At 73.7% G+C, this 24761-nt stretch carries 19 protein-coding genes and 1 riboswitch; of the genes, 4 read left to right on the top strand and 15 right to left on the bottom strand.

Features of this window, described 5'->3' with window-relative positions:
* Positions 1-34: 34 nt before the first annotated feature.
* From cobJ to cobM, 3 genes are read right to left on the bottom strand one after another with little or no spacing between them, the layout of a single operon-like run.
* Positions 35-1726 carry a precorrin-3B C(17)-methyltransferase gene (cobJ, locus tag BKI49_RS07645; RefSeq protein WP_095933447.1) on the bottom strand — a complete coding sequence of 564 codons (1692 nt, stop codon included), beginning with the start codon at positions 1724-1726 and terminating at the stop codon, positions 35-37.
* Complete coding sequence (gene cbiE, locus BKI49_RS07640; RefSeq protein ID WP_095933446.1) at positions 1723-3036, bottom strand: precorrin-6y C5,15-methyltransferase (decarboxylating) subunit CbiE; 1314 nt, start codon at positions 3034-3036, stop codon at positions 1723-1725. The genes cobJ and cbiE overlap by 4 nt, the downstream gene beginning before the upstream one ends.
* The gene (gene cobM / locus BKI49_RS07635; protein WP_095933445.1) at positions 3033-3857 is read right to left on the bottom strand and encodes a precorrin-4 C(11)-methyltransferase; all 825 of its coding nucleotides are present in this window, start codon (positions 3855-3857) and stop codon (positions 3033-3035) included. Before cobM ends, cbiE begins: the two co-directional genes overlap by 4 nt.
* Positions 3858-3989: 132 nt before the next feature.
* Between cobM and BKI49_RS07630 the strand changes: the two genes are divergently transcribed.
* On the top strand, positions 3990-4718 hold the full coding sequence (locus tag BKI49_RS07630; protein WP_095933444.1) for a ZIP family metal transporter: 729 nt from the start codon (positions 3990-3992) through the stop codon (positions 4716-4718).
* Between the two features lie 11 nt (positions 4719-4729).
* Here BKI49_RS07630 and cobI read toward each other — a convergent pair whose 3' ends face one another.
* The 10 genes from cobI to BKI49_RS07580 form a co-directional block, all read right to left on the bottom strand.
* Positions 4730-5479: a precorrin-2 C(20)-methyltransferase gene (gene cobI, locus BKI49_RS07625; protein WP_095933443.1), complete on the bottom strand. Its 750-nt coding sequence runs from the start codon at positions 5477-5479 to the stop codon at positions 4730-4732.
* On the bottom strand, positions 5476-6915 hold the full coding sequence (locus tag BKI49_RS07620) for a cobyrinic acid a,c-diamide synthase CobB (protein ID WP_095933442.1): 1440 nt from the start codon (positions 6913-6915) through the stop codon (positions 5476-5478). The genes cobI and BKI49_RS07620 overlap by 4 nt, the downstream gene beginning before the upstream one ends.
* Entirely contained in the window at positions 6915-7514 is a 600-nt protein-coding gene (gene cobO / locus BKI49_RS07615; RefSeq protein WP_095933441.1) for a cob(I)yrinic acid a,c-diamide adenosyltransferase, read from the bottom strand. Before cobO ends, BKI49_RS07620 begins: the two co-directional genes overlap by 1 nt.
* Positions 7514-9568: a putative cobaltochelatase gene (locus BKI49_RS07610; RefSeq protein WP_095933440.1), complete on the bottom strand. Its 2055-nt coding sequence runs from the start codon at positions 9566-9568 to the stop codon at positions 7514-7516. Before BKI49_RS07610 ends, cobO begins: the two co-directional genes overlap by 1 nt.
* Positions 9565-13218: a cobaltochelatase subunit CobN gene (cobN, locus tag BKI49_RS07605; protein ID WP_095933439.1), complete on the bottom strand. Its 3654-nt coding sequence runs from the start codon at positions 13216-13218 to the stop codon at positions 9565-9567. The genes BKI49_RS07610 and cobN overlap by 4 nt, the downstream gene beginning before the upstream one ends.
* Entirely contained in the window at positions 13215-14723 is a 1509-nt protein-coding gene (locus BKI49_RS07600) for a cobyric acid synthase (protein ID WP_095933438.1), read from the bottom strand. The genes cobN and BKI49_RS07600 overlap by 4 nt, the downstream gene beginning before the upstream one ends.
* Positions 14724-14772: 49 nt before the next feature.
* On the bottom strand, positions 14773-15732 hold the full coding sequence (locus tag BKI49_RS07595) for a cobalamin biosynthesis protein (protein ID WP_095933437.1): 960 nt from the start codon (positions 15730-15732) through the stop codon (positions 14773-14775).
* Between the two features lie 110 nt (positions 15733-15842).
* Positions 15843-15983, bottom strand: a riboswitch (cobalamin riboswitch).
* Positions 15984-16247: 264 nt separating this feature from the next.
* Positions 16248-16469 (bottom strand): hypothetical protein, encoded by a 222-nt coding sequence (locus BKI49_RS07590; protein WP_095933436.1) that lies wholly within the window; start codon positions 16467-16469, stop codon positions 16248-16250.
* A gap of 12 nt (positions 16470-16481) precedes the next feature.
* A complete protein-coding gene (locus BKI49_RS07585; protein WP_095933435.1) occupies positions 16482-17735 on the bottom strand; it encodes an inorganic phosphate transporter in 1254 nt (417 codons plus the stop codon).
* Between the two features lie 177 nt (positions 17736-17912).
* On the bottom strand, positions 17913-18662 hold the full coding sequence (locus BKI49_RS07580) for a lysozyme (protein ID WP_095933434.1): 750 nt from the start codon (positions 18660-18662) through the stop codon (positions 17913-17915).
* A gap of 196 nt (positions 18663-18858) precedes the next feature.
* On the opposite strand from BKI49_RS07580, the gene BKI49_RS07575 reads away from it, so the two are divergent.
* The 3 genes from BKI49_RS07575 to BKI49_RS07565 all read left to right on the top strand — a co-directional run bounded on the left by BKI49_RS07575 (position 18859) and on the right by BKI49_RS07565 (position 22671).
* Complete coding sequence (locus BKI49_RS07575) at positions 18859-19572, top strand: class II aldolase/adducin family protein (RefSeq protein ID WP_095933433.1); 714 nt, start codon at positions 18859-18861, stop codon at positions 19570-19572.
* 369 nt (positions 19573-19941) lie between these two features.
* Positions 19942-21066 (top strand): alpha/beta hydrolase, encoded by a 1125-nt coding sequence (locus BKI49_RS07570; RefSeq protein WP_095933432.1) that lies wholly within the window; start codon positions 19942-19944, stop codon positions 21064-21066.
* 201 nt (positions 21067-21267) lie between these two features.
* Positions 21268-22671 carry a hypothetical protein gene (locus BKI49_RS07565; RefSeq protein ID WP_179332361.1) on the top strand — a complete coding sequence of 468 codons (1404 nt, stop codon included), beginning with the start codon at positions 21268-21270 and terminating at the stop codon, positions 22669-22671.
* Positions 22672-22702: 31 nt separating this feature from the next.
* Here the strand turns inward: BKI49_RS07565 and BKI49_RS07560 are convergent, their stop codons facing one another.
* Together BKI49_RS07560 and ypfJ are read right to left on the bottom strand one after the other, a co-directional pair.
* Positions 22703-23116 carry a VOC family protein gene (locus tag BKI49_RS07560; RefSeq protein ID WP_095933540.1) on the bottom strand — a complete coding sequence of 138 codons (414 nt, stop codon included), beginning with the start codon at positions 23114-23116 and terminating at the stop codon, positions 22703-22705.
* A 187-nt stretch (positions 23117-23303) separates the two neighbouring features.
* Positions 23304-24194 carry a KPN_02809 family neutral zinc metallopeptidase gene (gene ypfJ / locus BKI49_RS07555; protein WP_095933430.1) on the bottom strand — a complete coding sequence of 297 codons (891 nt, stop codon included), beginning with the start codon at positions 24192-24194 and terminating at the stop codon, positions 23304-23306.
* Between the last annotated feature and the right edge of the window lie 567 nt (positions 24195-24761).

The raw sequence follows: 24761 nt of genomic DNA, 5'->3' as shown, positions 1-24761 counted from the left end.
GTGTGCGGGGCCCGCGCCCGCGGGGAGCGCGGGCTCATCCGGCCGTCTCCTGCCAGCGGTAGCCGCGCGGCGTCACCATGCGCCCGGCGATGTCACGGGTCGCCGTGTTCCCCACGGTGACCACGGTCATCATGTCCACCGTCGCCGGGTCGAGCGCCGAGAGGCTGGTGAGCCGGCTCGACTCGTCCGGACGCGACGCGTTGCGCACGACACCCACCGGTGTCCGCGGCTCCCGGTGCTCGGCGAGGATCGCCAGCGCCTTCGGGAGCTGCCAGTCGCGGCCCCGGCTACGGGGGTTGTAGAAGGTCACCACGATGTCGGCCTCGGCGGCGGCCCGCACCCGGCGCTCGATCACCTCCCAGGGCGTGTGCAGGTCGGAGAGGCTGATCGACACGTGGTCGTGGCCGAGCGGGGCACCGAGGATCGCTCCCGCAGCCAGCGCCGCCGTCACCCCGGGCACCCCGACCACGTCGATGTCGTCGGACGCCTCGGCCAGCGCGGGCGACGCCATCGCGTACACGCCCGCGTCGCCGCTGCCGATCAGGGCGACGGCCTGCCCGCGCCGGGCCTCGGCCACCGCGGTCCGCGCCCGCTCCTCCTCCGCGCCCAGCCCCGACTCCAGGACCCGGGTGCCCGGGCGCAGCAGATCGCGGATCTGGTCGACGTACTGGTCGAGCCCGACGAGCACCGACGCACGCCGCAGTTCCTCCTTGGCGCGCGGGGTGAGCAGGTCGCGGGCGCCCGGTCCGAGACCGACGACCGCGAGCCGGCCGCGGGCCACCCGCCGCACGACCGCGCAGGTCGCCATCGCGGGCCGCCCGTCCGCGCGCTCCGACTTGCGCTTGGGGACGAGGAGTTCGCCACCGCCGACGAGGGCGGCGGCCTCCGCCACCGAGGGGGTGCCGACGGCGGCGAGCGGTGCGCCCGACGGGTTCGGCACGTCCACGCGCGCCAGTTCGTCCGCGGCGTACGTCACCAGCGGCACCCCGAGGCGCTCGGCGGCCCCGACGATGCCGGGCTCACCCGCCTTGGCGTCCACGGTGGCGAGTTCGCCCACCGACCGCACGGACAGCCCGGCCTCCCGCAGGGCGTCCTCGACGAGCCCCAGCACCTCGTCGACGGGCGCGCCGCTGGACGCGCCGACGCCCACGACGAGGGACGGCGGACGCAGCACGACCTCCCGGTCGGCGGCCGGCACGAGCCGGTCGGTGACCCGGATCGTGCACACGCCCTCGTCCGTGACCGGCAGCGGGGGCAGCGGCCACGCCAGCTCGGCCGACAGCCCGACGGGTTCACCGTCCAGCAGGGCGCGGGTGACACCGGCGACGTCCCCCTCCACGGGGAAGCCGAGGGTGTCCAGACCGGGCACGCCCACCGCGTCGGTCGCCGTGGTCACCACGGGCGCGGCGCCGAGCACCTCGCCGACCTCGCGGGCGAGTTCGTTCGCCCCGCCGCCGTGACCGCCGACCAGCGACACCGCGAAGCGCCCCGCCTCGTCGACGCACACGATCCCCGGGTCCGACGTCTTGTCGCCCAGCAGCGGTGCGACGAGCCGTACGACCGCGCCGGTGGCGAGGAAGCACACGAGCTGGTCGCACTCCGCGAACGCGCGCCGCACGGCGTCGGCGACGGACCCGTCGTACACCCGCGTACGGGAGGGCCAGGCCGCGGCCAGCCGGTCACGTGCCGCCGCGCCGGCCGCCGTGGCGGAAATCAGGCCGATCACTGGGGGACTCCTTCGATACGGGCCGGGGGCCTGACACCCCACAGCAGGAAGACGGGGTTGGTGGCGGCGAGCCGGTCGACACCGCCGGGCAGCGGCGCCAGCCGGGACGACTGCAACAGCACGCCGTCGCAGTCGAACCCGGCGGCGACGAGCGCGTCGCGGGCCGCCGGCACCCGGTCCAGCGCGGCCATGGCCACCACCACCGCACGCCGGGCCCGCCGCGCGCAGGCCGTGACGATGGCGGGCAGTTCACGTCCGCCGCCGCCGATGAACACGGCGTCCGGATCGTCCAGGTCGGACAGCACCGTCGGCGCCGCCCCGTGCACGACGCGTACGTCCACGCCGTGCGCCTCGGCGTTGGCGCGGATCCGCTCGACCCCGTCCACGGTCTTCTCGACCGCGGCGACCGCGGCGCCGAACCGCGCGCACTCGACGGCGACGGACCCGGAGCCCGCGCCGACGTCCCAGACCAGGTCGCCCGGGCGCGGACCGAGCCGGGCCAGCGCGAGCGCGCGCACCTCGAACTTGCTGATCATCGAGTCGCGATGGGTGAACTCGCGCTCGTCCAGGGCCCATCGGTCCGGCCCCGGGCGGGGCCCGGCGACGGTCCGCACCGGGCCGAGGGCGCGCGCCTCGTCCAGGCACAGCACGAGGCTCACCGCCGTCCCCCAGTCACGGGCGGCGGCCTCGGCGGGCGTCACCCGCTCCACGCGTTCGCGGCCGGGGTTGCCGAGGGCGCTCGCCACGACCAGGACACGTGTCCCGCAGCGGTGCGCGAGAGCCGCGCCCAGCTCGGCCGGCCCGGAGCCCGGGCCGGTCAGCACGGCCACCTTCGGATGGGCGCGGCACACGTTCACCGCGGTGCGCAGATCACGTCCGTGCGCGCTCACCACCACCGCGTCGTCCCACGGCACTCCGAGCCGCGCGAACGCGGTCGCGACGGACGAGACTCCGGGGTGCACGTCCAGCAGGTCCGGCCCGAACCGTCCGGCCAGCGCCCGCACGATCCCGAAGAACCCCGGGTCGCCGGAGGCGAGCACCACGACCCCGTTGCCGTGCGCGCCGTCCGAACCCGCCCCGTCCGGCCGCGCGGACCCCGCCGCCCGCTCCGCGGAGCGTTTCTCCACGTACTGCTCGATCGCGTCCAGCGCGGGTGCCAGCGGCCCGAGGACGATCCGCTCCACCGCGTCCGGCAGCCGTGCCGCCACCAGATGACGGCGGGCGCCCACCACCAGCCCGGCCCCGGCGAGCGCGGCCTCGGCGTCCGGGGGCAACGGCGCCCCCGTCCCGGTACCGACGACGGTGATCACGACGAACCGCTCTTCCGTGCCGCGCGCAGCTCCGCGCGCGCCTGCGGGTCGGCCTTGCGGAAGCCGTGGAAGTGACCGGGGTGGTAGAGGTGCGAGCGGGTGCCGCTCGCGTCGAGCGCCGGACCGACCAGGAACAGCGTGTGCTTCCACAGCTTGTGCTCCTTGACGGTCTCCTCCAGGGTGCCGATCGTGCACCTGACGACCAGTTCCTCGGGCCAGGTCGCCTGGTAGGCGACCACGACCGGCGTGGACGTCGGATAGCCGCCCTCCAGCAACTCCCGTACGAGCTGCCCGCTGCGCGCGGCGGACAGGAACAACGCCATCGTCGTCCCGTGCCGGGCGAACTCCCGCACCTCCTCCCCGGGCGGCATCGGCGTCTTGCCGCCGCCGAGCCTGGTGAGGATCACGGACTGCGCGACCTCGGGGATCGTCAGCTCGCGCTGAGCGAGCGCGGCGACCGCGGAGAAGGAGGAGACGCCGGGCACGACCTCCGTCTCGATCCCGATGGCGGCACACCGGTCGACCTGCTCCTGCGTGCCGCCCCAGAGCGCCGGGTCGCCGGAGTGGATCCGGGCCACCCGCAGCCCCCGCACCGCGGCCCGCTCGTACACGGCGACGACGTCCTCCAGGGACATCGTCGCGGAATCCAGGATCTCCGCCCCCTCCCGCGCGTGGTCGAGGACCTCGGCCTGCACCAGGCTGGCCGCCCAGATCACGACGTCCGCCTCGGCGATGGCGCGCGCGGCGCGGAACGTCAGCAGGTCGGCGGCGCCGGGGCCGGCACCGACGAACGTCACCTTGCCGGTGGGGGCTTCGGCCATGGGAATCGGTCCTCTCCTACACAGTGCGAGTACTACGGCTGCGGGCACCGCGGATGCGGTGATCGCGAAAAGTCAGCGGATGATCCGCCGTCGGACGTGCGCGAACGGGGGTTGATCGGATAGCAAGGGCGTATGGCGGTCCTCGTAGCGCTCGGCGCGTTCCTGATGACGCTGGCCGGCGGCTGGACGGCACAGCGTGTGACCGACCGCCGCCACCTGGTCCTCGGCCTGGCCGGCGGGCTGATGCTCGGCGTGGTCGGCCTGGACCTGCTGCCCGAGGCGTTGCAGGCGGCGGGCGAGGAGGTGTTCGGCGTACCGGCCGCGCTGCTGCTGTTCGTCGCGGGATTCCTGCTGGCGCACCTGGTGGAGCGGCTGCTGGCCCATCGTCAGGCCGCGCACGGCGGCGAGGAGGACGGTGGACGCGCGCCCGAGGTGGGACTGACGGCCGCCGCGGCGATGGTCGGTCACAGCGCGATGGACGGCGTCGCGATCGGCGCGGCCTTCCAGGTCGGCGGCGGGATGGGTCTCGCGGTCGCCCTCGCAGTGGTCGCGCACGACTTCGCGGACGGCTTCAACACGTACACGATCACGAGCCTGTACGGGAACGCCCGCCACAAGGCGATCATGATGCTCGTCGCGGACGCCTGCGCCCCCGTGGTCGGCGCGGCCTCCACGCTCTTCTTCACCATCCCGGAGCAGGCGCTCGGCTGCTATCTCGGGCTCTTCGGCGGTGTCCTGCTCTATCTCGCCGCCGCGGAGATCCTCCCCGAGGCGCACCACGAGCATCCGGCCCGCTCGACCCTGCTGTGCACGGTCGCGGGCGTGGGCTTCATCTGGCTGGTGGTCGGCATCGCGGGCTGAGCACGGGCGGTTCACAGTTTTCCGCCGCGGGTGCCGTCACGTCGCGCGGGCGCGATGAGCGTCGACAGGTAGGGGAGGGCTGCGCCGTCCAGTTCGGCCGCGGAGCGGATGGACTCGCCCTCCAGGCCGAGCGCGGAACCCCACACGGCGTCGTCGATCCGGCCGGTCTCGCGCAGTGCCTCGGCCACCTCCCGCGCCTGCCGCCCGAACTTGTACGCGACGACGGTGCCCGGTCCGCCGAGGGCGTCCTTCAGCACGGTGGCCCCCGCGGTCACCGGGACCAGCACCAGCGGCTCGGTCCCCTCGGTCAGCACCGCGCCCGACCGTGCGGCGAGGTCCTGCATGGCGGTGATCCCGGGCACGGTCTCGATCACCGTCCCCGGCACGAGTTCGCCGATCGTCTGGGCGAGATAGGTGAACGTCGAATACACGTTGGGGTCGCCGATGGTCGCGAACGCCACCGTGGCGTGCCGGGTGAGGAGCTCCGCGACCCGCCCGCCGGCGGCGTCCCAGGCGGCCTCGCGGCGTGCCCGGTCGGTCCGCTCGTTGAGCGCGAACACCACCCGTACGACCTTCTCCTCGGGCACGTAGTGCAGCACGGTCGCCTCCGCGCGCCCGGGCTCGCCGCCGTCCTGTCCGTCCGGCGCGGCCATGACGGGTACGACGACGACCTCGGCGGCGCGCAGGGCGTTGACACCCTTGACGGTCACCAGCTCGGGGTCACCGGGGCCGACCCCGACTCCGATCAGCTTGCTGCTCATGACGTCAGGCACCTCTCCACGAACCGACGGGCGACACCGGGTTCGGACGCCCAGTGCGTGTGCAGATAACTCGCGTGCACACCTTGTTGTACGAAACCTTCGAGCCGCCGCTCAGGGGCGCGTACGCCCCAGGCGGGAGCCGCCCCGGCGCCGGGGTCGACGACGGTCCGGTGGAACTCGTGCCCGCGCATCCGTGTTCCGGCGGCGGCGAGCACACTGTCGGACACGGCGACGGCATCGCGGTAGCCCAGCGTCAGCCGTTCCGTCATGCGTGCCGTGGCGTCGAGCACCCCGCACATGGGCCGCCCGTCGAGCTCACGGCACAGGTACAGCAGCCCGGCGCACTCGGCGGCCACGGGAGCACCGCTCAGCGCCAGCTCCGCGACCGCCTTGCGCAGCGGCTCGTTGGCCGACAGCTCGGCCGCGTACACCTCGGGGAAACCGCCGCCGACGACCAGCCCCGCGGTACCGTCCGGCAGTTGCTCGTCGTGCAGCGGGTCGAAGGTGACGACCTCGGCACCGGCGGCGGCCAGCAGCTCACCGTGCTCGGCGTAGGAGAAGGTGAACGCGGCGCCGGCCGCGACGGCGATCCTCGGCCGTGGCCCGTCCGCCGCCCGGGGGCGGGAGCGTCCGTGCAGCTCCGAGGGGTCCGCGGGCGCGCTCTGCGGAGACGGGCCGGGCCAGGGTTGCGGGAGCGGACCGGCCAGGGCCTCGGCCGGATCCCACGCGGCGCCCGGCAGCGCCCCGGCGCCCTGTGCCAGCGCGGCCAGGGCCTCCAGGTCGCACCCCTCGGCCACCTGCGCGGCCATGGCCGCCACGGCCTGAACGGCGGCGGGCCGCCGCTCGGCGACGGGCACCAGCCCGAGGTGCCGCGACGGCGTGTCCACCTGCGGAGCGCGGCGCAGCACACCCAGCACGGGCACGCCCGCCGAGTCCAGCGCGTCGCGCAGCAGCGCCTCGTGCCGGTCGGAGCCGACCTTGTTCAGGACGACCCCGGCGACCCGCACCTCGGGGTCCCAGGACGCGAAACCGTGCACCAGCGCGGCCACCGACCGCGACTGCGACGAGGCGTCCACGACGAGCACGACCGGCGCCCGGAGCAGCTTCGCGACCTGCGCGGTGGACGCCAGTTCGCCCTCCCCGGCGGCCCCGTCGTACAGACCCATCACGCCCTCGACGACCGCCAGGTCGCAGCCGCGCGCACCATGCGCGAACAACGGCGCGACGAGCTCCGGCCCGCACAGGTACGCGTCGAGATTCCGTCCCACGCGCCCGGTGGCGAGCGCGTGATACCCGGGATCGATGTAGTCCGGCCCCACCTTGTGCGGGGACACGGCGAGCCCCCGCGCGGCGAACGCCGCCATCAGCCCCGTGGCAACGGTGGTCTTGCCGCTGCCCGAGGAGGGCGCGGCGACGACCAGCCGGGGGACGGACATCACCACTCGATGCCCCTCTGGCCCTTCTGACCGGCGTCCATGGGGTGCTTCACCTTGGACATGTCGGTCACCAGGTCCGCGAGGTCCACCAGCTTCTCCGGCGCGTTCCGCCCGGTGATCACCACGTGCTGGGTCCCCGGCCGGTTCCGGAGCACGTCGACGACCTCGTCGGTGTCGACCCAGCCCCAGTGCATCGGATACGCGAACTCGTCGAGCACGTACAGCCGGTACGTCTCGGCGGCCAGGTCCCGCTTGACCTGCTCCCAGCCCTCCCGGGCCTTCTCCTCGTTGTCCAGCTGCTCGTCGCGCTGGACCCACGACCAGCCCTCGCCCATCTTGTGCCAGTCGACGGTCCCGCCCTCGCCGGAGGCGCCGAGCACCTTGAGCGCGTTCTCCTCGCCGACCTTCCACTTCGCCGACTTGACGAACTGGAACACCCCGATGGGCCACCCCTGGTTCCAGGCGCGCAGCGCGAGCCCGAACGCGGCCGTGGACTTGCCCTTGCCGACGCCCGTGTGCACCACGACCAGCGGACGGTTGCGTCGCTGACGTGTCGTCAGACCGTCGTCCGGCACCACGCTCGGCTGTCCCTGCGGCATTACGCGGCCCTCCTGTCGCCCTGAACTTCCCTGACCAGCCCGGCGATCGAGTCCGCCCGCAGCTCGTCCAGCGTCACCGCCGTACCGGCCAGCTCACCCGCCAGCTGCCCGGCGAGACCCAGCCGTACCGGCCCCGTCTCGCAGTCGACGACCACGGACGCGATCCCGTCGGCCGCGAACAGCCGCGCCGCACGCCCCGCGAGCGCGACCGGCTCCGTCCCACCCGTCGTCCGGCCACCACCCCGGCCCGAGGCGCCTCGCGCCGCCCCTGCGTCCGTGGCCCGTCCGTCCGTCACCAACACGACCAGCGGCCGCCGTGCCGCGTCCCGCAGCCGCTCGACCCGCAGCACCTCGTGCGCCCTGAGCAGCCCCGCGGCGAGCGGCGTGCGCCCGCCGGTGGGCAGCGACTCCAGCCGCGCCGCCGCCGCGTCCACCGACGACGTGGGCGGCAGCGCCACCTCGGCGGCCGACCCGCGGAAGGTCACCAGCCCCACCTTGTCCCGCCGCTGGTACGCGTCGAGGAGCAGCGACAGCACGGCACCCTTCACCGCGCTCATCCGCTGCCGGGCCGCCATCGAACCGGAGGCGTCCACCACGAAGAGGACGAGGTTCCCCTCGCGGCCCTCCCGCGTCGCCTGCCGCAGATCGTCGCGCCGGACGACCAGACCGGGCCCGGACCGCCCGCGCGCCCGCTGGTGCGGCGCCGCCGCCCGTACGGTCGCCGCCAGGTGCAGCTTGGTCAGGGTGCCCCGGGGCCGCCGCGACCCGGTCGTGCGGCCGTGCTCGGTCCGCGCGCGCGAACGCCGCCCGGCCGCGCCCTCACCGAGCCCGGGAACGCTCAGCATCTTCGTGCGGAACGGCTCCGCGGCCCGCACCGGCGACTGCTCGCCCGCACCGGAGGCCTGCGGCTCCCCGCCCTCCCCGGACTCGGGACGGGCGGCCGTGTCGCCGCCGGCCGGACCCTCGTCCGGCGCCGGCTGCCCACCGCCACCGGGGCCGTCCGGCCCGGGGTCCGGATCGTCGTCGCCCTGGTCCGTGTCCTGACCGCCGAACTCCTCCAGCGTCTCGTCGAGCTTGTCCTCGTCCAGGCCGGGCGCGTCGAAGGGGTTGCGGCGCCGCCGGTGCGGCAGCGCCAGCAGTGCCGCCTGGCGCACGTCCTCGGCGAGCACCTCGGTGCGCCCCGCCCACGCGGCGAGCGCGGTCGCGGTCCGCGCCATGACGATGTCGGCCCGCATGCCGTCCACCTCGAAGGCCGCGCAGGTCGCCGCGATCTGCCGCAGCGCCCCGTCGCCGAGCCGCACCGACGGCAGCAGGGCGCGCGCGGCCACGATCCGGGCCCGTACCGCGGCCTCCTCGTCGGCCCAGCGCGCGGCGAAGGCTTCCGGGTCGTCGTCGTGGGCGAGCCTGCGCCGGACGACCTCGACGCGCTGGTCGGGCTCCCGGGACGCCGCGACCTCGACGGTCAGCCCGAACCGGTCGAGCAACTGCGGCCGCAGTTCGCCCTCTTCCGGGTTCATCGTCCCGACCAGCAGGAAGCGGGCCGCGTGCCGCACCGAGACGCCCTCGCGCTCCACGTACGAGGCGCCCATCGCCGCCGCGTCCAGCAGCAGGTCGACCAGATGGTCGTGGAGGAGGTTGACCTCGTCGACGTACAGGATGCCGCGGTGCGCGTCGGCCAGCAGGCCCGGCTCGAAGGCCTTCACGCCCTCGGCGAGCGCCCGCTCGATGTCGAGCGCGCCGACCAGCCGGTCCTCGGAGGCGCCGACCGGCAGCTCCACCATGCGGGCCGGACGCGACTCGGACGCCCCCGGCCCGTGGGGCCCGTCGGGGCACGCCGGGTCGGGTGCCGCCGGGTCGCAGGAGAACCGGCATCCGGAGACGACGTCCACCACCGGCATCAGGGCCGAAAGGGCGCGCACGGCCGTGGACTTGGCGGTGCCCTTCTCGCCGCGCACCAGCACGCCGCCCACCGCGGGCGACACGGCGTTCAGCAGCAGCGCGAGCCGCAGGTCGTCCTGGCCGACGACGGCCGTGAACGGGAACGGGGTACTCACTTCTCGTCGCCCTCCAAGTCGCCTTCGAGCTCCAGATAGGTGGCGCGCAGCTGTTCGATCGTGTCGGCGTCCGGCTCGGCCCACAGCCCGCGGTCGGCGGCCTCCAGGAGCCGTTCGGTGATGCCGCGCAGCGCCCACGGGTTGGACTTCTTCATGAAGTCCCGGTTCTCGGCGTCGAAGACGTACTCCGCGCTGAGCTTCTCGTACATCCAGTCGTCCACGACCCCGGCGGTGGCGTCGTAGCCGAAGAGGTAGTCGACCGTCGCCGCCATCTCGAAGGCGCCCTTGTAGCCGTGACGGCGCATCGCCGCCATCCAGCGCGGGTTGACCACCCGGGCGCGGAAGACGCGGTGGGTCTCCTCGCCGAGCGTGCGGGTCTTCACCTGGTCCGGGACGGCCGAGTCGCCGACGTACGCCTCGGGGGAGGCTCCCGTCAGGTGCCGCACCATGGCGACCATGCCGCCGTGGTACTGGAAGTAGTCGTCGGCGTCCACGAGGTCGTGCTCGCGGGTGTCGACGTTCTTCGCGGCCACCGCGATCCGCCGGAACGCGGTCTCCATGTCGCCGCGCGCCGCCCGCCCGTCGAGCCCGCGCCCGTACGCGTAACCGCCCCACACCGCGTACACCTCGGCGAGGTCGGCGTCGGAGCGCCAGTTGCGGGCGTCGATCAGCGGCAGCAGACCGGCGCCGTACGCGCCCGGCTTGGAGCCGAAGACCCGGGCGGTCGCCCGCCGCCGGTCCCCGTGCTCGGCGGTGTCCTCGTCCGCGTGCGCCTTCACGAAGTTCTGCTCGGCGGACTCGTCCAGCTCGGCCACCGCCCGCACCGCGTCGTCGATCAGCCCGACGACGTGCGGGAACGCGTCCCGGAAGAAGCCGGAGATACGGACCGTCACGTCGATGCGCGGCCGGCCGAGTTCCTCCAGGGGCACGATCTCGAAGCCGGTGACCCGGCGCGAGGCGTCGTCCCAGACCGGACGGCAGCCCAGCAGCGCCAGGATCTCCGCGATGTCGTCGCCCTGGGTGCGCATCGCCGAGGTGCCCCACACGGTGAGCCCGACGGAGGTCGGGTACGCGCCCGTGTCCTGGAGGTAGCGCTGCACGAGCGAGTCCGCGAGGGACTGCCCGACCTCCCAGCTGAGCCTGGACGGGATCGCCTTGGGGTCGACGGAGTAGAAGTTCCGGCCCGTCGGAAGGACGTTGACCAGTCCGCGCGTCGGCGAACCCGAGGGCCCCGCCGGCACGTAACCCCCGTCCAGCGCCTTGAGGATGTGGCCGATCTCGTCCGTCGTCCGGGCGAGCCGCGGCACCACCTCGCGGCAGGCGAACTCCAGCACGGCCACCGCGTCCGGCAGTTCGGTGCCGAGGACCTCCCGGACGAGGCCCGGGCCCTCGGCGACCGCCCAGCCGCGCTCCTCCATGCCCTCCGCGAACCGCCGGCACAGCTGCTCCAGCAGGTCGATCGCGTCCGCGCCCGTCCGGGAGGGCCCGGCGACCAGGTCGGTCAGCCCGTCCGGCACCTTGACCGGCGCGCCCGGCTCGGCGAGCAACTCCTTCTCGACCAAACCGAAGTGCGCGGCCAGGCAGGCCCGCAGACCCGGCAGGGCGTTCGCCGTGCCGCCCCACACCTGCGAGGCGCGCAGCACGGCCAGCACCAGGTTCACGCGCGGCTCGGCCTCGGGACCGCCACCGAGGACGTGCAGGCCGTCCCGGATCTGCACGTCCTTGATCTCGCACAGATAGCCGTCGATGTGCATGACGAACTCGTCGAAGTCGTCGTCGCCCGGCTGCTCGTCGACGTGCAGGTCGTGGTGCAGCTCGGCCGCCTTGACCAGCGTCCAGATCTGCGCGCGCACCGCCGGGGCCTTCGTCGGGTCCAGGTCGGAGACGAGCGCGTACTCGTCGAGCAGCTGCTCCAGCTTGGCCAGGTCGCCGTAGGTGTCCGCGCGCGCCATCGGCGGCACGAGGTGGTCGACGACGGTGGCGTGCCCGCGGCGCTTGGCCTGGGTGCCCTCGCCGGGGTCGTTGACGATGAACGGGTAGATCAGCGGCAGCTCGCCGAGTACGGCGTCCGGCGCGCAACCCCCGCCGAGCCCGAGGCCCTTGCCCGGCAGCCACTCCATCGTGCCGTGCTTGCCCATGTGGACGACCGCGTCGGCGCCGAAACTGTTCTCCAGCCACCGGTAGGCCGCCATGTAGTGGTGGGAGGGCGGCATGTCGGGGTCGTGGTAGATCGCGATCGGGTTCTCGCCGAAGCCGCGCGGCGGCTGGATCATCACGACGACGTTCCCGAACTGCAGGGAGGCGAGCACGATCTCGTCCCCGTCGACGTACAGGCTGCCCGGCGGCTCGCCCCACGCCTCCAGCATGGCGTCCCGCAGCCCCGGGTCGAGCTCGTCGAACCAGGCCCGGTAGTCGGCGAGCGGCACCCGCGCGGGAGCGGCGGCCAGCTGGTCCTCGGTGAGCCATTCGACGTCGTGGCCGCCCGCCTCGATCAGCCGGTGGATCAACTCGTCACCGTTGTCGGGGTATTCGGTCAGGGAGTACCCGGCGTCCCGCAGCGCGTCCAGGACCCGTACCGCAGAGGCGGGCGTGTCCAGGCCGACCGCGTTGCCGACCCGCGAGTGCTTGGTCGGGTAGGCGGTGAAGACCAGCGCGAGCTTCTTCTCCTCGTTCGGCTTGTGCCTGAGCCGGGCGTGCCGCACCGCGATCCCGGCGACCCGCGCCGCCCGCTCGGGGTCGGCGACGTACACCGGGACGTCGTCCGGGCCCTGCTCCTTGAAGGAGAACGGCACCGTGATCAGCCGCCCGTCGAACTCCGGGATGGCGACCTGCATCGCCGCGTCCATGGGGGACAGGGCGGCGTCCGAGGCGTCCCAGGCGCTCCGCGAGGAGGTCAGGCACAGCCCCTGGAGGACGGGCACGTCCAGGTCGGCGAGCGCGCCGATGTCCCACGCCTCCTCGTCGCCGCCCGCGGACGCCTGCGAGGCGTGCGTGCCGCCCGCCGCGAGCACGGTGGCGACCAGCGCGTCGGCCCTGCCGAGGATCTCGTACAGGCCCGGGTCCGCGCCGCGCAGCGAACCGCAGAACACCGGCAGCGCGTTGGCGCCCCGCGCCTCGATCGCGTCGCACAGCGTGTCCACGAACGCGGTGTTCCCGGACAGCTCGTGGGCTCGGTAGAACAGCACGCCGACCGTGGGACGGCCCTCGGCGACCACGCGCTCGCCGTGCACACCGAACTCGGCCGTCCGGTGCGGCTCCTCGAAGCCCTCCCCGGTGAGCAGCACGGTGTCGGAGAGGAACCGCGCCAGTTCGGTGAGGTTGACCGGGCCGCCCTCCACCAGGTAGCGCAGCGCCTCCGCGACCACACCGGCGGGCACCGACGACTCGGCCATCAACTCGGCGTCGGGCACGGACTCGCCGCCGAGCAGGACGGTCGGCACACCCGACGCCCGCAGCACGGCCAGGCCCTCCTCCCAGGCGCGCTTTCCGCCCAGCAGCCGTACGACGGCGACGTCCGCGCCGTCGAGGAGGGCGGGCAGCTCCGCCACGACGTCCACCCGGGTCGGATTGCCGATCCGGTACGGGGCACCGGAGGCACGGGCCGCCAGCAGATCCGTGTCGGCGGTCGACAACAACAACACTGTGCTCATGCGGGCGCTCCCGGTGGAATGAAAGGCAGTCCTTGCGGCGCGCCCGACTCGATGAGCCGCAACAGCGCGTCCGTGTCCGCGTGTTCCTCGATCAGATCGCCGAGCCGGTCCAGCTGCTCCTCGCGCAGCGCCGCGAACGACGTGTCGGCGGCCGGCACGAAGCGGCGGCCCGCGGCGGCGGCCACCTCGCGCAGGAAGGCCCGCCGGAATCCGTCCGACTCCAGCGAACCGTGCCAGTGGGTGCCCCACACGGAGCCGACCCGGCATCCGTCCAAGAAGGGTTCCCCACCGGTGACCTCGGCGACACCGTGGTGGATCTCGTACCCCTCGACCCGTTCGCCCAGGGCCTCGCCGACCGGTCTGGTCAGCGTCTTCTCGTGCGCGAACCGCACCCGCACCGGCAGCAGTCCGAGCCCGTCGACGTGGCCGGCGCGGCTCTCCACGTCGTCCTCGATGTGCTCGCCGAGCAGCTGGAAGCCGCCGCAGATGCCGAGCGTGGGCCGCCCCTCGGCGGCCCGGCGCAGCAGCGCGTCGGCGAGTCCGCGCTCGCGCAGCCACTGCAGCGCCTTCACGGTTCCCCGCGTCCCGGGCACCACGACCAGGTCGGCGTCGGCGAGTTCCTCGGCCCGGTCCACGAACCGCACGACCACGCCCGGTTCGGCGGCCAGCGCGTCGACGTCCGTGAAGTTGGACATGAGCGGCACCGCGCAGACGGCGACCCGCAGAACGTCCTCGCCGACAGGGGCGGTGACCTCCGACTCGCGGACCGCTCCGCGCAGCGACACCCGCAGCCCGTCCTCCTCGTCGATGCCGAGGCCGTGCCGGAACGGCAGCACACCGTAGGAGGGCCGCCCGGTGAGGTCCTTCAGCATGTCGAGACCGGGTTCCAGCAGCGACACGTCACCGCGGAACTTGTTGACGAGGAATCCGGCGACGAGCGCCTGGTCCTCGCGCGACAGCAGCGCGACCGTCCCGAAGAAGGAGGCGAACACACCGCCGCGGTCGATGTCGCCGACGACGAGGACGGGCAGCCCCGCATTGCGGGCGATGCCCATGTTCACGATGTCGGTGCGCCGCAGATTGATCTCGGCAGGACTGCCGGCCCCCTCACAGATCACCGCGTCATACGTGCCCCGCAACTCGGCCAGACAGTCCAGGACCGTGCCGAGCAGCGCCTGCTGGCGGCCCCCGTGGTAGCCGCGCGCGCTCATCTCGCCGACGGGCTTGCCCATGAGCACGACCTGACTGCTGCGGTCGCTGCCCGGCTTGAGCAGCACGGGGTTCATGAGCGCGGTCGGCTCCACGCGCGCGGCCTGCGCCTGCATGGCCTGCGCGCGCCCGATCTCGGCACCCTCACGGGTGACGAACGAGTTGAGGGACATGTTCTGCGCCTTGAACGGCGCGACCTTGACGCCACGTCGCACCAGCCACCGGCAGATCCCGGCGGTGACGACGCTCTTGCCGGCGTCGGAGGTCGTTCCGGCGATCAGCAGTCCGCCGCTCATGACACGGCTCCTTCGCGCACTCCGGTATCCATGGCGTACCCCTCCCCGGTCATGCCCCGGTCCCTCTCCGTGCGGCGGCGCGCCCGACGAGCGTCCGCCCGACGGCGCACGCGCCCAGCGCCAGCCAGCCCACGCGACGCGACAGCCGTACGGCCCGTTCGATGTCGGCGACGGCCACCGCACGGCCGTCGCCGTTGAGGACGGGCCGGTGCTCGACCCGGCCCGCGTACGAGAGCGTCCCGCCGAGCCGCACCCCGAGCGCCCCCGCGAACGAGGCCTCCACCGGACCGGCGTTGGGACTCGGATGCCTGCGGGCGTCCGTGCGCCAGGCGCGGGCGGCGCTGCGCGGGGCGCCACCGGCGACGGTCGCGAGCACGGCGGTCAGCCGCGCCCCCGGCCAGCCGGCGACGTCGTCGAGCCGCGCGGAAGCCCAGCCGTACCGCCGGTACTTGGGCGACTTGTGCCCGACCATCGCGTCGAGCGTGTTCACGGCGCGGAAGGCGACCAGACCGGGCGCACCGCCGACGGCCCCCCACACCAGGGCTCCCACCACGGCGTCGGAGGTGTTCTCGGCGACGGACTCGACGACGGCCCGCGCGATCCCGTCGGCGTCCAGCGCCTGGGGGTCGCGCCCGCACAGGTGCGGCAGCCGTTCCCGGGCCACCACCACGTCGCCCGCGGCGAGCGCCGAGCCGATCGCCCGCGCCTCACGGCCGAGTGTGGTGCCGCCGACGACGGCCCAGGTGGCGGCGGCGGTCAGCGCGACGGAGGCGGCGGGGGAGGGCCGGACGGCACGGCGGGCGAGGGCGGCGAGGGCGGTGGCACCGCCCACGCACACGGCGGTGTGCAGCGCACCCCGTCCGCGGTCGTCCCGCCACAACACCCGTTCCACGGCGCCCGCGGCCCGCCCGAACACGGCGACCGGATGCCCCCGGCGAGGATCGCCGAGCAGCAGGTCGCCGAGAAGGCCGGCGGCGGCGCCGTACGCGAAGACGCGATCGGCACGCATCGGTTCAGCCGGCCGTCAGGTCGGTCTCAACCGTCGTTCGCGTCCTGCGCAGAGCACTTGGGCAGCCGTGCATGGCGACATGTCCTCACTCAGGGTGTCCACGCCCTGGTTCGACGAGACCGGCGGTGAGAGTTCCTGGCTCCCGGGACATCTCTTCCCCGGTGACAGTGGCGGGACCGCGCCGGACTTGCACCGGCTTCCTCTCTTGCCGCCGTACTTGGCTCCGGCAGTCCACCACGGGGCGAGAACAGCCGTCAACTTGCTGTTGACCTGCGAGGAGAGAGTGTGCTGAGCCCCACACCGCGACCACGCCCGGCTGCCCGCCAAGACCGAATTGCACCGTGTTCCGGGGCCGTTGCGCAGGCGCGCGGACCGCCTTCCGACGACCCGGGACGCATCCCGCCGCGCACGACCGCCTGTCGTCCCCTCGCGCCCCAGGGCTCCGGCACGACGAAGGGCGGGTACGGGACACCGTGTCCCGTACCCGCCCTTCGTGCGGCAGAGCGTCGCCCGTGTCAGGAGACGATGATGAAGATCCCGTACGCCACGGCCGCCGCGCAGGCCGCGAAGCAGGCGTACGCGCCGGTGACCGCGAGGGCCGCCGAGTCGCCCCGGGCGGACGCCGACTCGCGCTTGGAGAGGCCGACGATGCCGAGGGTGAAGAGGCCGACGAGTGCCACGGTGGCCCCGAGGCTGACTCCGAAGACGGAGCCGAGGGCTGCCCAGTCGATGTTCATGCTGTTCGTTCCTTACACCGTGGCCGGGCGGGTGGGTTCGGCGGAGGGGCCGGGGTCCGGCACCGGGATGGTGGCCTTGAGCTCGGTGTCGACCGCGGTGACCGGGCCGGCCGGCGGCACGGCGACGGCGGCCATCGCCGTGGTGACGACACCCGCGGGCTCGGCGTCGACGTCGTTCACGTTGTCGACGGTGACCGGCTGGCGGCGCGACAGCGTCCAGATGACGCCGGCGCCGGCGACCAGCAGCACGCCCGTGAGGACGATGCCCCAGGTGCCCTGCTTGGTCAGGAACTCGGCGGAGGCACCGGCCAGACCCGCGGCCGGCAGGGTCAGACCCCAGGCCACGAACATGCGGGTCGCGGTCGACCAGCGGACCACACCGCCCTTGCGGCCGAGGCCCGAGCCCATCACGGCGCCGGAGCAGACCTGGGTGGTGGAGAGGGAGAAGCCGATGTGCGAGGAGGCCAGGATGGCCGTCGCGGCGCTGGTCTGGGCGGCGAAGCCCTGCGGCGGCGCGAGGTCGGTGAGGCCCTTGCCCATGGTGCGGATGATGCGCCAGCCGCCCAGGTAGGTGCCGAGCGCGATGGCCATACCGGCCGAGACGATGACCCAGGTGGGAGGGTTCGAGCCGGGGGCGATGACGCCGCCGGTGACCAGGGCCAGGGTGATGATGCCCATCGTCTTCTGCGCGTCGTTCGTGCCGTGGGCGAGGGAGACCAGGCCGGCGGAGGCGATCTGGCCGGCGCGGTAGCCCTTGGCGGTCGCCTTCTCCTCGACGCGACCGCCGATGCGGTAGGTCAGCCGGGTGGCCAGCATGGCGGCGATTCCGGCCACGATCGGCGCGGCCACCGCGGGGATGAGCACCTTGGTGACGACGGTCGAACCGTTCACCGACGACCAGCCCGCCGACATGACGGCGGCACCGATGAGGCCGCCGAAGAGTGCGTGGGAGGAACTGGAGGGCAGACCCAGGAGCCAGGTCAGCAGATTCCAGAGGATGGCGCCGACGAGCGCCGCGAAGATCACTTCGGTGCGTATGCCCTCTTCGTTGATGATTCCGCCGGAGATCGTCTTGGCGACCTCCACCGAGAGGAACGCACCGACGAGATTCAGCACGGCGGACATGGCCACCGCCGTCTTGGGCTTGAGAGCGCCGGTCGAGATGGTCGTCGCCATCGCGTTGGCAGTGTCGTGGAAACCGTTCGTGAAATCGAACACGAGAGCGGTGACGATCACGATTCCGAGGAGGAGCGTGATGTGTTCCATTTACCCAGGCTTCTGTTGGACGTCAGTGGCATGTGGACCGTAAGCAACCTGGGTGAACGGAAGATGAACTGAGGCGGACTGTGGGGTGTCTCAATCGGTGGGACGCCCCTCCGTTTGCGCTGGAGGGGTCCCCCGTTCCTCGAACGCAGGCGGAATATCGGGCTCCGCTCCCAGTGTCTAGCCTCGGGTGAGCCTCTTGAGTGCGGATATGGACCCATTGAAGAGATTTTGGTCACCCGGCAGGCTGCCGCTGTTGTCGTACTGCCAGAACGTCCAGTACGACCAGCCGGCGGGCAGGGTGCCGGCGTCCGCGGAGTCGTAGCGCGCAAGCCACAGGGCGTGGTTCGCGCCGAAGGCCCGGCTGGCACCGGTGCAGGTGTTCCACCAGTGCGTGGTCGTGTAGATCACCGGGCGGCGGCCGGTCTGCCGCTTGACCTCGTCGCTGAACGCCTTGATCCAGCTCACCATCCTGGCCTTGCTCAGGCCGTAGCACTTGCGCTTGCCGTACGGGTTGTACTCGATGTCCAGCGCGGGCGGCAGCGTCCAGCCGTCCGCGCGCCAGGCGCCGCCGTTGCGCACGAAGTACGCGGCCTGGGTGGTGCCGGAGGACTTGTCCGGCACCGCGAAGTGGTAGGCGCCGCGGAGGATGCCCGCGTTGCGCGCGCCGTTGTACTGCCGGCCGAAGTAGGGGTTGCGGTACGTGTGGGACTCCGTCGCCTTGACGTAGACGAACCGGGCACCCTTCGCCCTGGCGCTCGGCCAGTCGACGTTCTTCTGGTGAGAGGAGACGTCGTGCCCCTTGGGTTTGCCCGCGGCGCTCGCCGGGAGCTCGGCAAGGGCGGTGCCCGCCGCGGTGAGCGCCGCCACGACGGCCGTCGTGGCCGTGGCGCGGACACGGCGACGGAGTGGTTTGTGATCACGGGCCATATTTCCCCCCGGAATGGCGACGTGTACGACAAATCCCCCAGAGGCTACTGGAAGATCGGTGATCAGAGGTCGATCACCGGCCAATCCACCTCGGAGGGTGATCCGTCCCCATATGTGCCCTTACGGAGGCGTGGGCTCCGGCCTAAAGTGCCCTCGCCCGCGACACCGCGAGGTCGCCTGCTGGCAGGATCGCGGCATGGCTGAACAGCGGCGGGACGCACGGGACGTGCGGGAGGAAGCACAGGCCGCGGGTGCGCGGGACGCGGGGGACGCGGTGGCGCGGGCCTGGGAGGAGCTCGTGGCGACGGCCCGTCGGACAGTGGCCGACGGGCTGGTCGTCGGAACGTCGGGCAACGTGTCGGTCCGGGTCGGCGACACCGTCCTGGTCACGCCGACGGGAGTGCCGTACGACCGTCTCGCGCCCGAGGACGTCGTCGGCGTCGGCCTCGACGGGCGGCAGGTGCTCGGTTCGCTGCTGCCGACGAGCGAACTGCCGATGCATCTCGCGGTCTACCGCGCCACGGACGCCGTCGCCGTCGTCCACACCCATGCGGCCCACGCGACGGCCGTCTCGACACTGGTCCCCGAGCTCCCGCTGATCCACTACATGGCCGGCGCCCTCGGCGGACCGGTCCGTGTCGCCCCCTATGCGACGTACGGCACCGCGGAGTTGGCCGAGAACATGCTCCGGGCCCTCGACGGCCGCAGCGCCTGCCTCCTCCAGAACCACGGCACCGTCGCCCACGGCGCCTCCCTGTCCCAGGCCTACGACCGCACGGCCCAGCTGGAGTGGATGTCCCGCGTCTGGCTCCTCGCCGCGTCGGTCCCCGGCCTCACCCCGAACCTGCTGACCCCGGCCCAGGTGACCCGGGCGGGCGAACACCTGAAGACCTACGGCCAGAAACCGTAGCCCCGACCGCCACCTTCACTCCTCCGGCCGACTCCGGCCGACTCCGGACACGGGGCCACGCAGGACAGGGCATCCCCGGCGGGGGATGCCTTTTCCTCCGCTGTGACACTCGGCCGGGGGTGCCTCTCCCGTCGCCGTGGCGCTCGGCCAGGACGGACTGTTCCGGCGGTGCCGAGCCCGGGCACGGGCGGAGTCCTGCCCGCCTCGGCCAGGGGAGAGATTCCCCTCCCAGCGACGCGGCGTCCGGCCGCGACGGGCCACTCCGGCGGTGCCGAGCCCGGCGCGTCCCGCCCCACGGAAAGCCCCCGCCCCGGGTGTGCCCCCGCGCTCCCACTGGCCGACCACGGGCTGCCCCGGGACACTGAACCCGTGCGCACTGTCAAAGCGACGGCCGCAGCCGTCACCGTAGCCATCGCCGCGGGCGCAGCCTCCGTGGCGGCGGGCCGGTTCGCCAGCGACGCCGCACTGAAGGCGTCACCCGGTCGGCCCCTGCCCACCGAACCCCGGCTCACCGTGCACGCCACGACGGCCGGCGGCATCACGCTCACCCGTGATCTGGCCTCACTGCGTCCGGGCACCTACGGCCTCGCCGGCAACGGCTCCCACGCCGTCGTCGGCCCGGTCCTGCGCGGCACGCCCCACCCCGCCGACACGGTCGTCCGCCGCCTGGAGCGCGTCACCCACGGCGCCCTGGAACCCGGCGACAAGGTCTGGCTCACCCCCAACCTGCACATCGGCGACCCGAGCTCCGCCCTCGGCCTGGAGACCGCCGACGTCGACATCCCCGGCGAACTCGGCGCGCTGCCCGCCTGGTTCGTGCCCGCCGTCCGCGACACCTGGGTGATCGCCGTGCACGGCCTGGGCACCACCCGCGAGCACCCCATGAACGTCATGGAGTTCCTGAACCGCTACCACTTCCCGGTGCTCGACATCGCCTACCGCGGCGACCTCGGCGCCCCCCGCCCCCAGGACGGGCTGAGCCATCTCGGCGAGACCGAGTGGCGCGACCTCGACGCCGCCATCCGCTACGCCGTGCGGTACGGCGCCGAACAGGTCGTCCTGTACGGGTGGTCCACCGGCGCCACCATGGCCCTGCTCGCCGCCACGCGCTCCGCCCTGCGCGAGCGGATCTCCGGGCTCGTCCTGGACTCCCCGGTCCTCGACTGGAAGGCCACGCTGCGCGCCCTCGCCACGGCCCGCCACACGCCGGGTGCCCTGCTGCCCCTCGCGGTGCGCGCCGCCCAGGGCCGCACGGGTCTGCGCGACGAGCGGCTCGACGGCGCGCATCCCGACCACCTCAAGGTGCCCACCCTGCTGGTGCACGGGCCGGACGACACCATCGCCCCCTGGGGCCCCTCGCGCCGCTTCGCGCAGCGCCGCCCCGACCTGGTCACCCTGCACACCGTCCCGCAGGCCCCGCACGGCGCCATGTGGAACGCCGACCCGGAGACCTACGAGGAGGCACTGCGCCGCTTCCTCACCCCCTTGATGTAGTCCTGGGCCGGCTCTTCCGCCGCTTCGCCGGAACCCCTCCGGCGGGGCCGTGCACCCGCTTCCGGTTCGACGTCGGACGACTCCCGCGACGGCCCGTTCCCGCGTGTGAAGAGCACCCGGAGCCCCGCCCCGCGAGCACCCCCGTCGCCCTCCGTGGCATTCCGTTTGGGTTTTCGGACCGTCAACCGGAAGACTGCACCCGTGACGTCCCGTAATCCGCGCGACTCCAGGCTCCGACTCGTCAGCCCACGGCCCCTGGCCGCCGCCCCCCGAGCGGTGACCCAGCGCCGCACGCGCCGCCCCGCACCGCGGCCGCCCGAGGGCACGCCCCCGCCCGCGGAGCTGGCCCGCATGGCGCGCACCCGCCTGGCCGGCGCGGCCCGTGTCGCCCGCTGGGCGGACGCCGCCCTGCGCCCGGGCCGTGACGGCGGAACCCCCGACGGCCAGGGCACCCTGTCCGAGGCCACCGCCGAACGGGCGGCCGCCGACCTCGGGCTGAGCACGGCTCAGGTCCGCGCGGACTGGGACACGGCACGCCTCGCGGGCCTCGTCGAGGTGCACGGCGACAGCGCCCGCCCGGGATGGCGGCTGCGCGCCTGGAACCGTGACGACAGCGCCGTCCTGCGCGGCTGGGTCGCCCTGTTCGACGCCTGGTCGCTCGCCCACCCGGAACCCGAGGAGCGCGAACCCGCCGCCGTCGCCGAGGTCGTCTCCGCGATGCCCCAGGTGCTCTCCTTCCTCCAGCTCTCCGCCGGGCCCGTCCCGATGGAGCAACTCCTCGACCTGCTGGAGCAGCGCGTCACGGAACTGCGCACCGCGCGCTGCGAGGTCTCCTACGGCCCCCAGCCCGAGGCCGCGCCGGAGGGCCCCGGGGTCGCGGACGCGGAACTCGCCCCCCTCCTCGACTGGGCCCTGCACGCCCTGGCCTCCGTCGGTGCCCTCACGTACGGGGACGGACAGGCCACCCTCACCCCGCTCGGCAGCTGGGCGGTCTGGGTCAAGCTGGAGCAGATCTGCGTCGCCGCGCAGAGCCCCGCCGGGAACATCGAGCAGTCCGCCGAGGACATGCTCCGGGGCTGCGCCCAACTGCGCCCGAACGCCGCCCGTGCCGAGTACCGCGCCTGGCTCGCCGCCCGTCCCGTCGGCAGCGCGGTCACCGAACTCCTCGACGCCGCCCGCGGCGAGGACGCACTCACCCGCGGCCTCGCCTTCGAAGCCCTGCGCGTCGTCGGCGCCCCCGCCGAGCCCGATGTGCGTGCCGTGGCCGGCGAGAATCCGCTGCGTCCGTACGCCCTGCTGTGGCTGGCCGAGCACGACGGCCACGACCCCGAGGACGCCCACGAGGTGCTCACCCGGGAGGAAGCGACCTGGCTGTGGGTGGACACCGCAGCCGCCGTCGCCGACCACGGCGAAGCACCGCTCCTCGTACGGCACTTGGAGTCCGCCGTGCAGCCGACCGTGCCCGCGCTGCTCGACGCGGTCCGCGCGGTCGGACACCCACGCACGGTGCAGGTCCTGGTCGCGCTCGCGGCCGCCCACCCGGACCCGGCGCTCGCCAAGGCCGTACGCCGGGCGGCCTTCCAGGTGCACACCGGAGGCAGCTGACGGGCGCGTCCCGCGAGCCGGTCCTGGAGCCCTACGCCCCTGTCTCGGGGGCGTAGGTGCCGAAGCTCCAGATGTTGCCCTCCAGGTCGCGGGCCATGTAGTCGCGGGAGCCGTAGTCCTGGTCGGTCGGGGGCATCACGATCTCGGCGCCGTGGTCCACGGCCCGCTGGTGGTGGGCGTCGATGTCGTCCACCACCACGTACACCCCGGCGGGGCCGGCGTCCTTCATCGCGGTGTCGAACGCTCCGCCGCGGCCCTTGGACCCGAGCATCACCGCGCCGTGGCCCTGGACCAGCTCGGCGTGCATCACCGTGCCGTCCTCGCCCTCGTACACCGACGCCTCGGTGAAGCCGAAGGCCTCCGTGAGCTGCCTGATGGCCGCTTTCGCGTCCGCGTACAGCAGGGTCGGGTAGATGCTCGGGCGCCCGCCGTCCAAACCTGCCATGCCGATCACTTCCTCTGGTCCCGCCGCCGGATCTCGACCTGTCGCCCAGTGTTGCACCGGCCACTGACAACGCCCCGCCGATCGCGGGCCGCCACGACGGCGACCGGCGGGACGTGCGACGCGGCGGAGCGTGGAAGCCACCGGACCATGTGATCTGACGGGGCGTACGGACCGGGGGAACGGCGGCTCAGCGGAACGTGTTGCACTGCGCCATGTCGCCGCTGCTGAAGCCCCGGTAGAACCACTGCTGCCGCTGCTCGGAGGAGCCGTGCGTCCAGGTCTCCGGTGTCACCCGGCCCTGGAACCTCTCCTGGATCCGGTCGTCCCCGACGGCCGCCGCCGCGTCCAGGCCGTCGCGGATGTCGGCGTCCGTGAGGCTGGTCAGCAGCGCCTTGCCGGTCACCGGGTCCTTCGTGGTCGTCGCGTGGCTCGCCCACACCCCGGCGTAGCAGTCGGCCTGCAGCTCCGTCCGCACCGAGTTGCTGTTCGCGCCGGTCACGCCGTCCTGTGCCTTGGCCAGCGTGCCCATCAGGTCCTGCACGTGATGCCCGTACTCATGCGCCACCACGTACGCCTGGGCGAACGGCCCGCCGCTGGAGCCGAACTGGTCGCGCAGTTCGTCGAAGAAGCCGAGGTCCAGGTAGACCTTCCGGTCTCCCGGGCAGTAGAAGGGCCCGACGGCGGACGTGGCCGTGCCGCACGCCGTGCCGACCCTGTTGGTGAAGAAGACCGTCGAGGAGGGCGTGTAGGTGCCGCTGCGGCGCGCGAACTCCTGTGTCCAGAAGTCCTGGACGCTGTTGACCACCGCCACCATGCGGCAGTCCTCCTTGGTGTTCGCGTCGCTTCCCTTCTTGCAGGTCTGCTGGACCTGGGCGAGGGAGGAGCTGGCGGCGTCCGGCTGGCCGTCGCCCGAGGACAGACCGAGCTGGTCGGGGCCGACCCCGAAGAACAGACCGAGGATCAGGGCCATGAGCGCGGCGACGCCGCCGCCGACGGTCGCTCTGCCGCCGGGGATTCGACCGCCGCGCACATCCTGGACCTCGGAGGTGTCCAGGTCGGCGTCGTCGTCGAACTGCATGCGCACACCACCCTCTGCCGCACCTCTCTCCGTGCCGCCATCCTCGTACGCCCCCGGACGCCCGGCCATTCGGGCGGAGGTCCGAACGGGCTACGCGCCCGCCCCCGCCCGTCGTGTCGGCGGCCTCCCGCGGACCGCGCGTCTAAGCTCTGCGCCTGTCCCGTGGGACGGTCCGTGACCGTCGGAACACCCGGGACGGTCCGTGCTCCTTGCGCGGGCCGCCGAACGTGGCCGTCGGGGCGAGGGGGCAAGGTGGTCGTCGCGCGCATCGGTGGACCGGACGCGCCGCCCACGGCCCCGGACACCTCGCCCGCCCCGACCGCTCCGGACCCTGCCGGTCCGGCGGCACCGTCAGCCCCTCCAGGTCCGGCCACGTCGACCGTCTCTGCGGGTCCGGCCCAGCCGTCCGCCCGTGCCACTCCGGCCGCCCCGGTGACCCTGGCAGCACCCGCCGCCCTGGCGGCCTCGGCCGCCCCCATGGGTCCGGTGTCCCTGGTCGCAACCCCGCGCCCGGTGACCCCGGCCCGGCCCACCGCCCCGGTCCCTCGCGCCGCCCCTCCCACCGCC

The sequence above is a fragment of the Streptomyces sp. Tue6028 genome, assembly GCF_002300165.1.
Lineage (GTDB): Bacteria > Actinomycetota > Actinomycetes > Streptomycetales > Streptomycetaceae > Streptomyces > Streptomyces siamensis.
The sequence above is the reverse complement of the archived record's forward strand: the minus strand, read 5'-3'. Positions and strand labels throughout refer to the sequence as shown.

Excerpts from the sequence above, each read along its gene's own strand:
- cobM (WP_095933445.1), bottom strand. The coding sequence starts at position 3,857 with ATGGCCGAAGCCCCCACCGGCAAGGTGACGTTCGTCGGTGCCGGCCCC.
- BKI49_RS07630 (WP_095933444.1), top strand. The coding sequence starts at position 3,990 with ATGGCGGTCCTCGTAGCGCTCGGCGCGTTCCTGATGACGCTGGCCGGC.
- cobI (WP_095933443.1), bottom strand. The coding sequence starts at position 5,479 with ATGAGCAGCAAGCTGATCGGAGTCGGGGTCGGCCCCGGTGACCCCGAG.
- BKI49_RS07620 (WP_095933442.1), bottom strand. The coding sequence starts at position 6,915 with ATGTCCGTCCCCCGGCTGGTCGTCGCCGCGCCCTCCTCGGGCAGCGGC.
- cobO (WP_095933441.1), bottom strand. The coding sequence starts at position 7,514 with ATGCCGCAGGGACAGCCGAGCGTGGTGCCGGACGACGGTCTGACGACA.
- cobN (WP_095933439.1), bottom strand. The coding sequence starts at position 13,218 with ATGAGCACAGTGTTGTTGTTGTCGACCGCCGACACGGATCTGCTGGCG.
- BKI49_RS07600 (WP_095933438.1), bottom strand. The coding sequence starts at position 14,723 with ATGAGCGGCGGACTGCTGATCGCCGGAACGACCTCCGACGCCGGCAAG.
- BKI49_RS07595 (WP_095933437.1), bottom strand. The coding sequence starts at position 15,732 with ATGCGTGCCGATCGCGTCTTCGCGTACGGCGCCGCCGCCGGCCTTCTC.
- BKI49_RS07590 (WP_095933436.1), bottom strand. The coding sequence starts at position 16,469 with ATGAACATCGACTGGGCAGCCCTCGGCTCCGTCTTCGGAGTCAGCCTC.
- BKI49_RS07585 (WP_095933435.1), bottom strand. The coding sequence starts at position 17,735 with ATGGAACACATCACGCTCCTCCTCGGAATCGTGATCGTCACCGCTCTC.
- BKI49_RS07580 (WP_095933434.1), bottom strand. The coding sequence starts at position 18,662 with ATGGCCCGTGATCACAAACCACTCCGTCGCCGTGTCCGCGCCACGGCC.
- BKI49_RS07575 (WP_095933433.1), top strand. The coding sequence starts at position 18,859 with ATGGCTGAACAGCGGCGGGACGCACGGGACGTGCGGGAGGAAGCACAG.
- BKI49_RS07560 (WP_095933540.1), bottom strand. The coding sequence starts at position 23,116 with ATGGCAGGTTTGGACGGCGGGCGCCCGAGCATCTACCCGACCCTGCTG.
- ypfJ (WP_095933430.1), bottom strand. The coding sequence starts at position 24,194 with ATGCAGTTCGACGACGACGCCGACCTGGACACCTCCGAGGTCCAGGAT.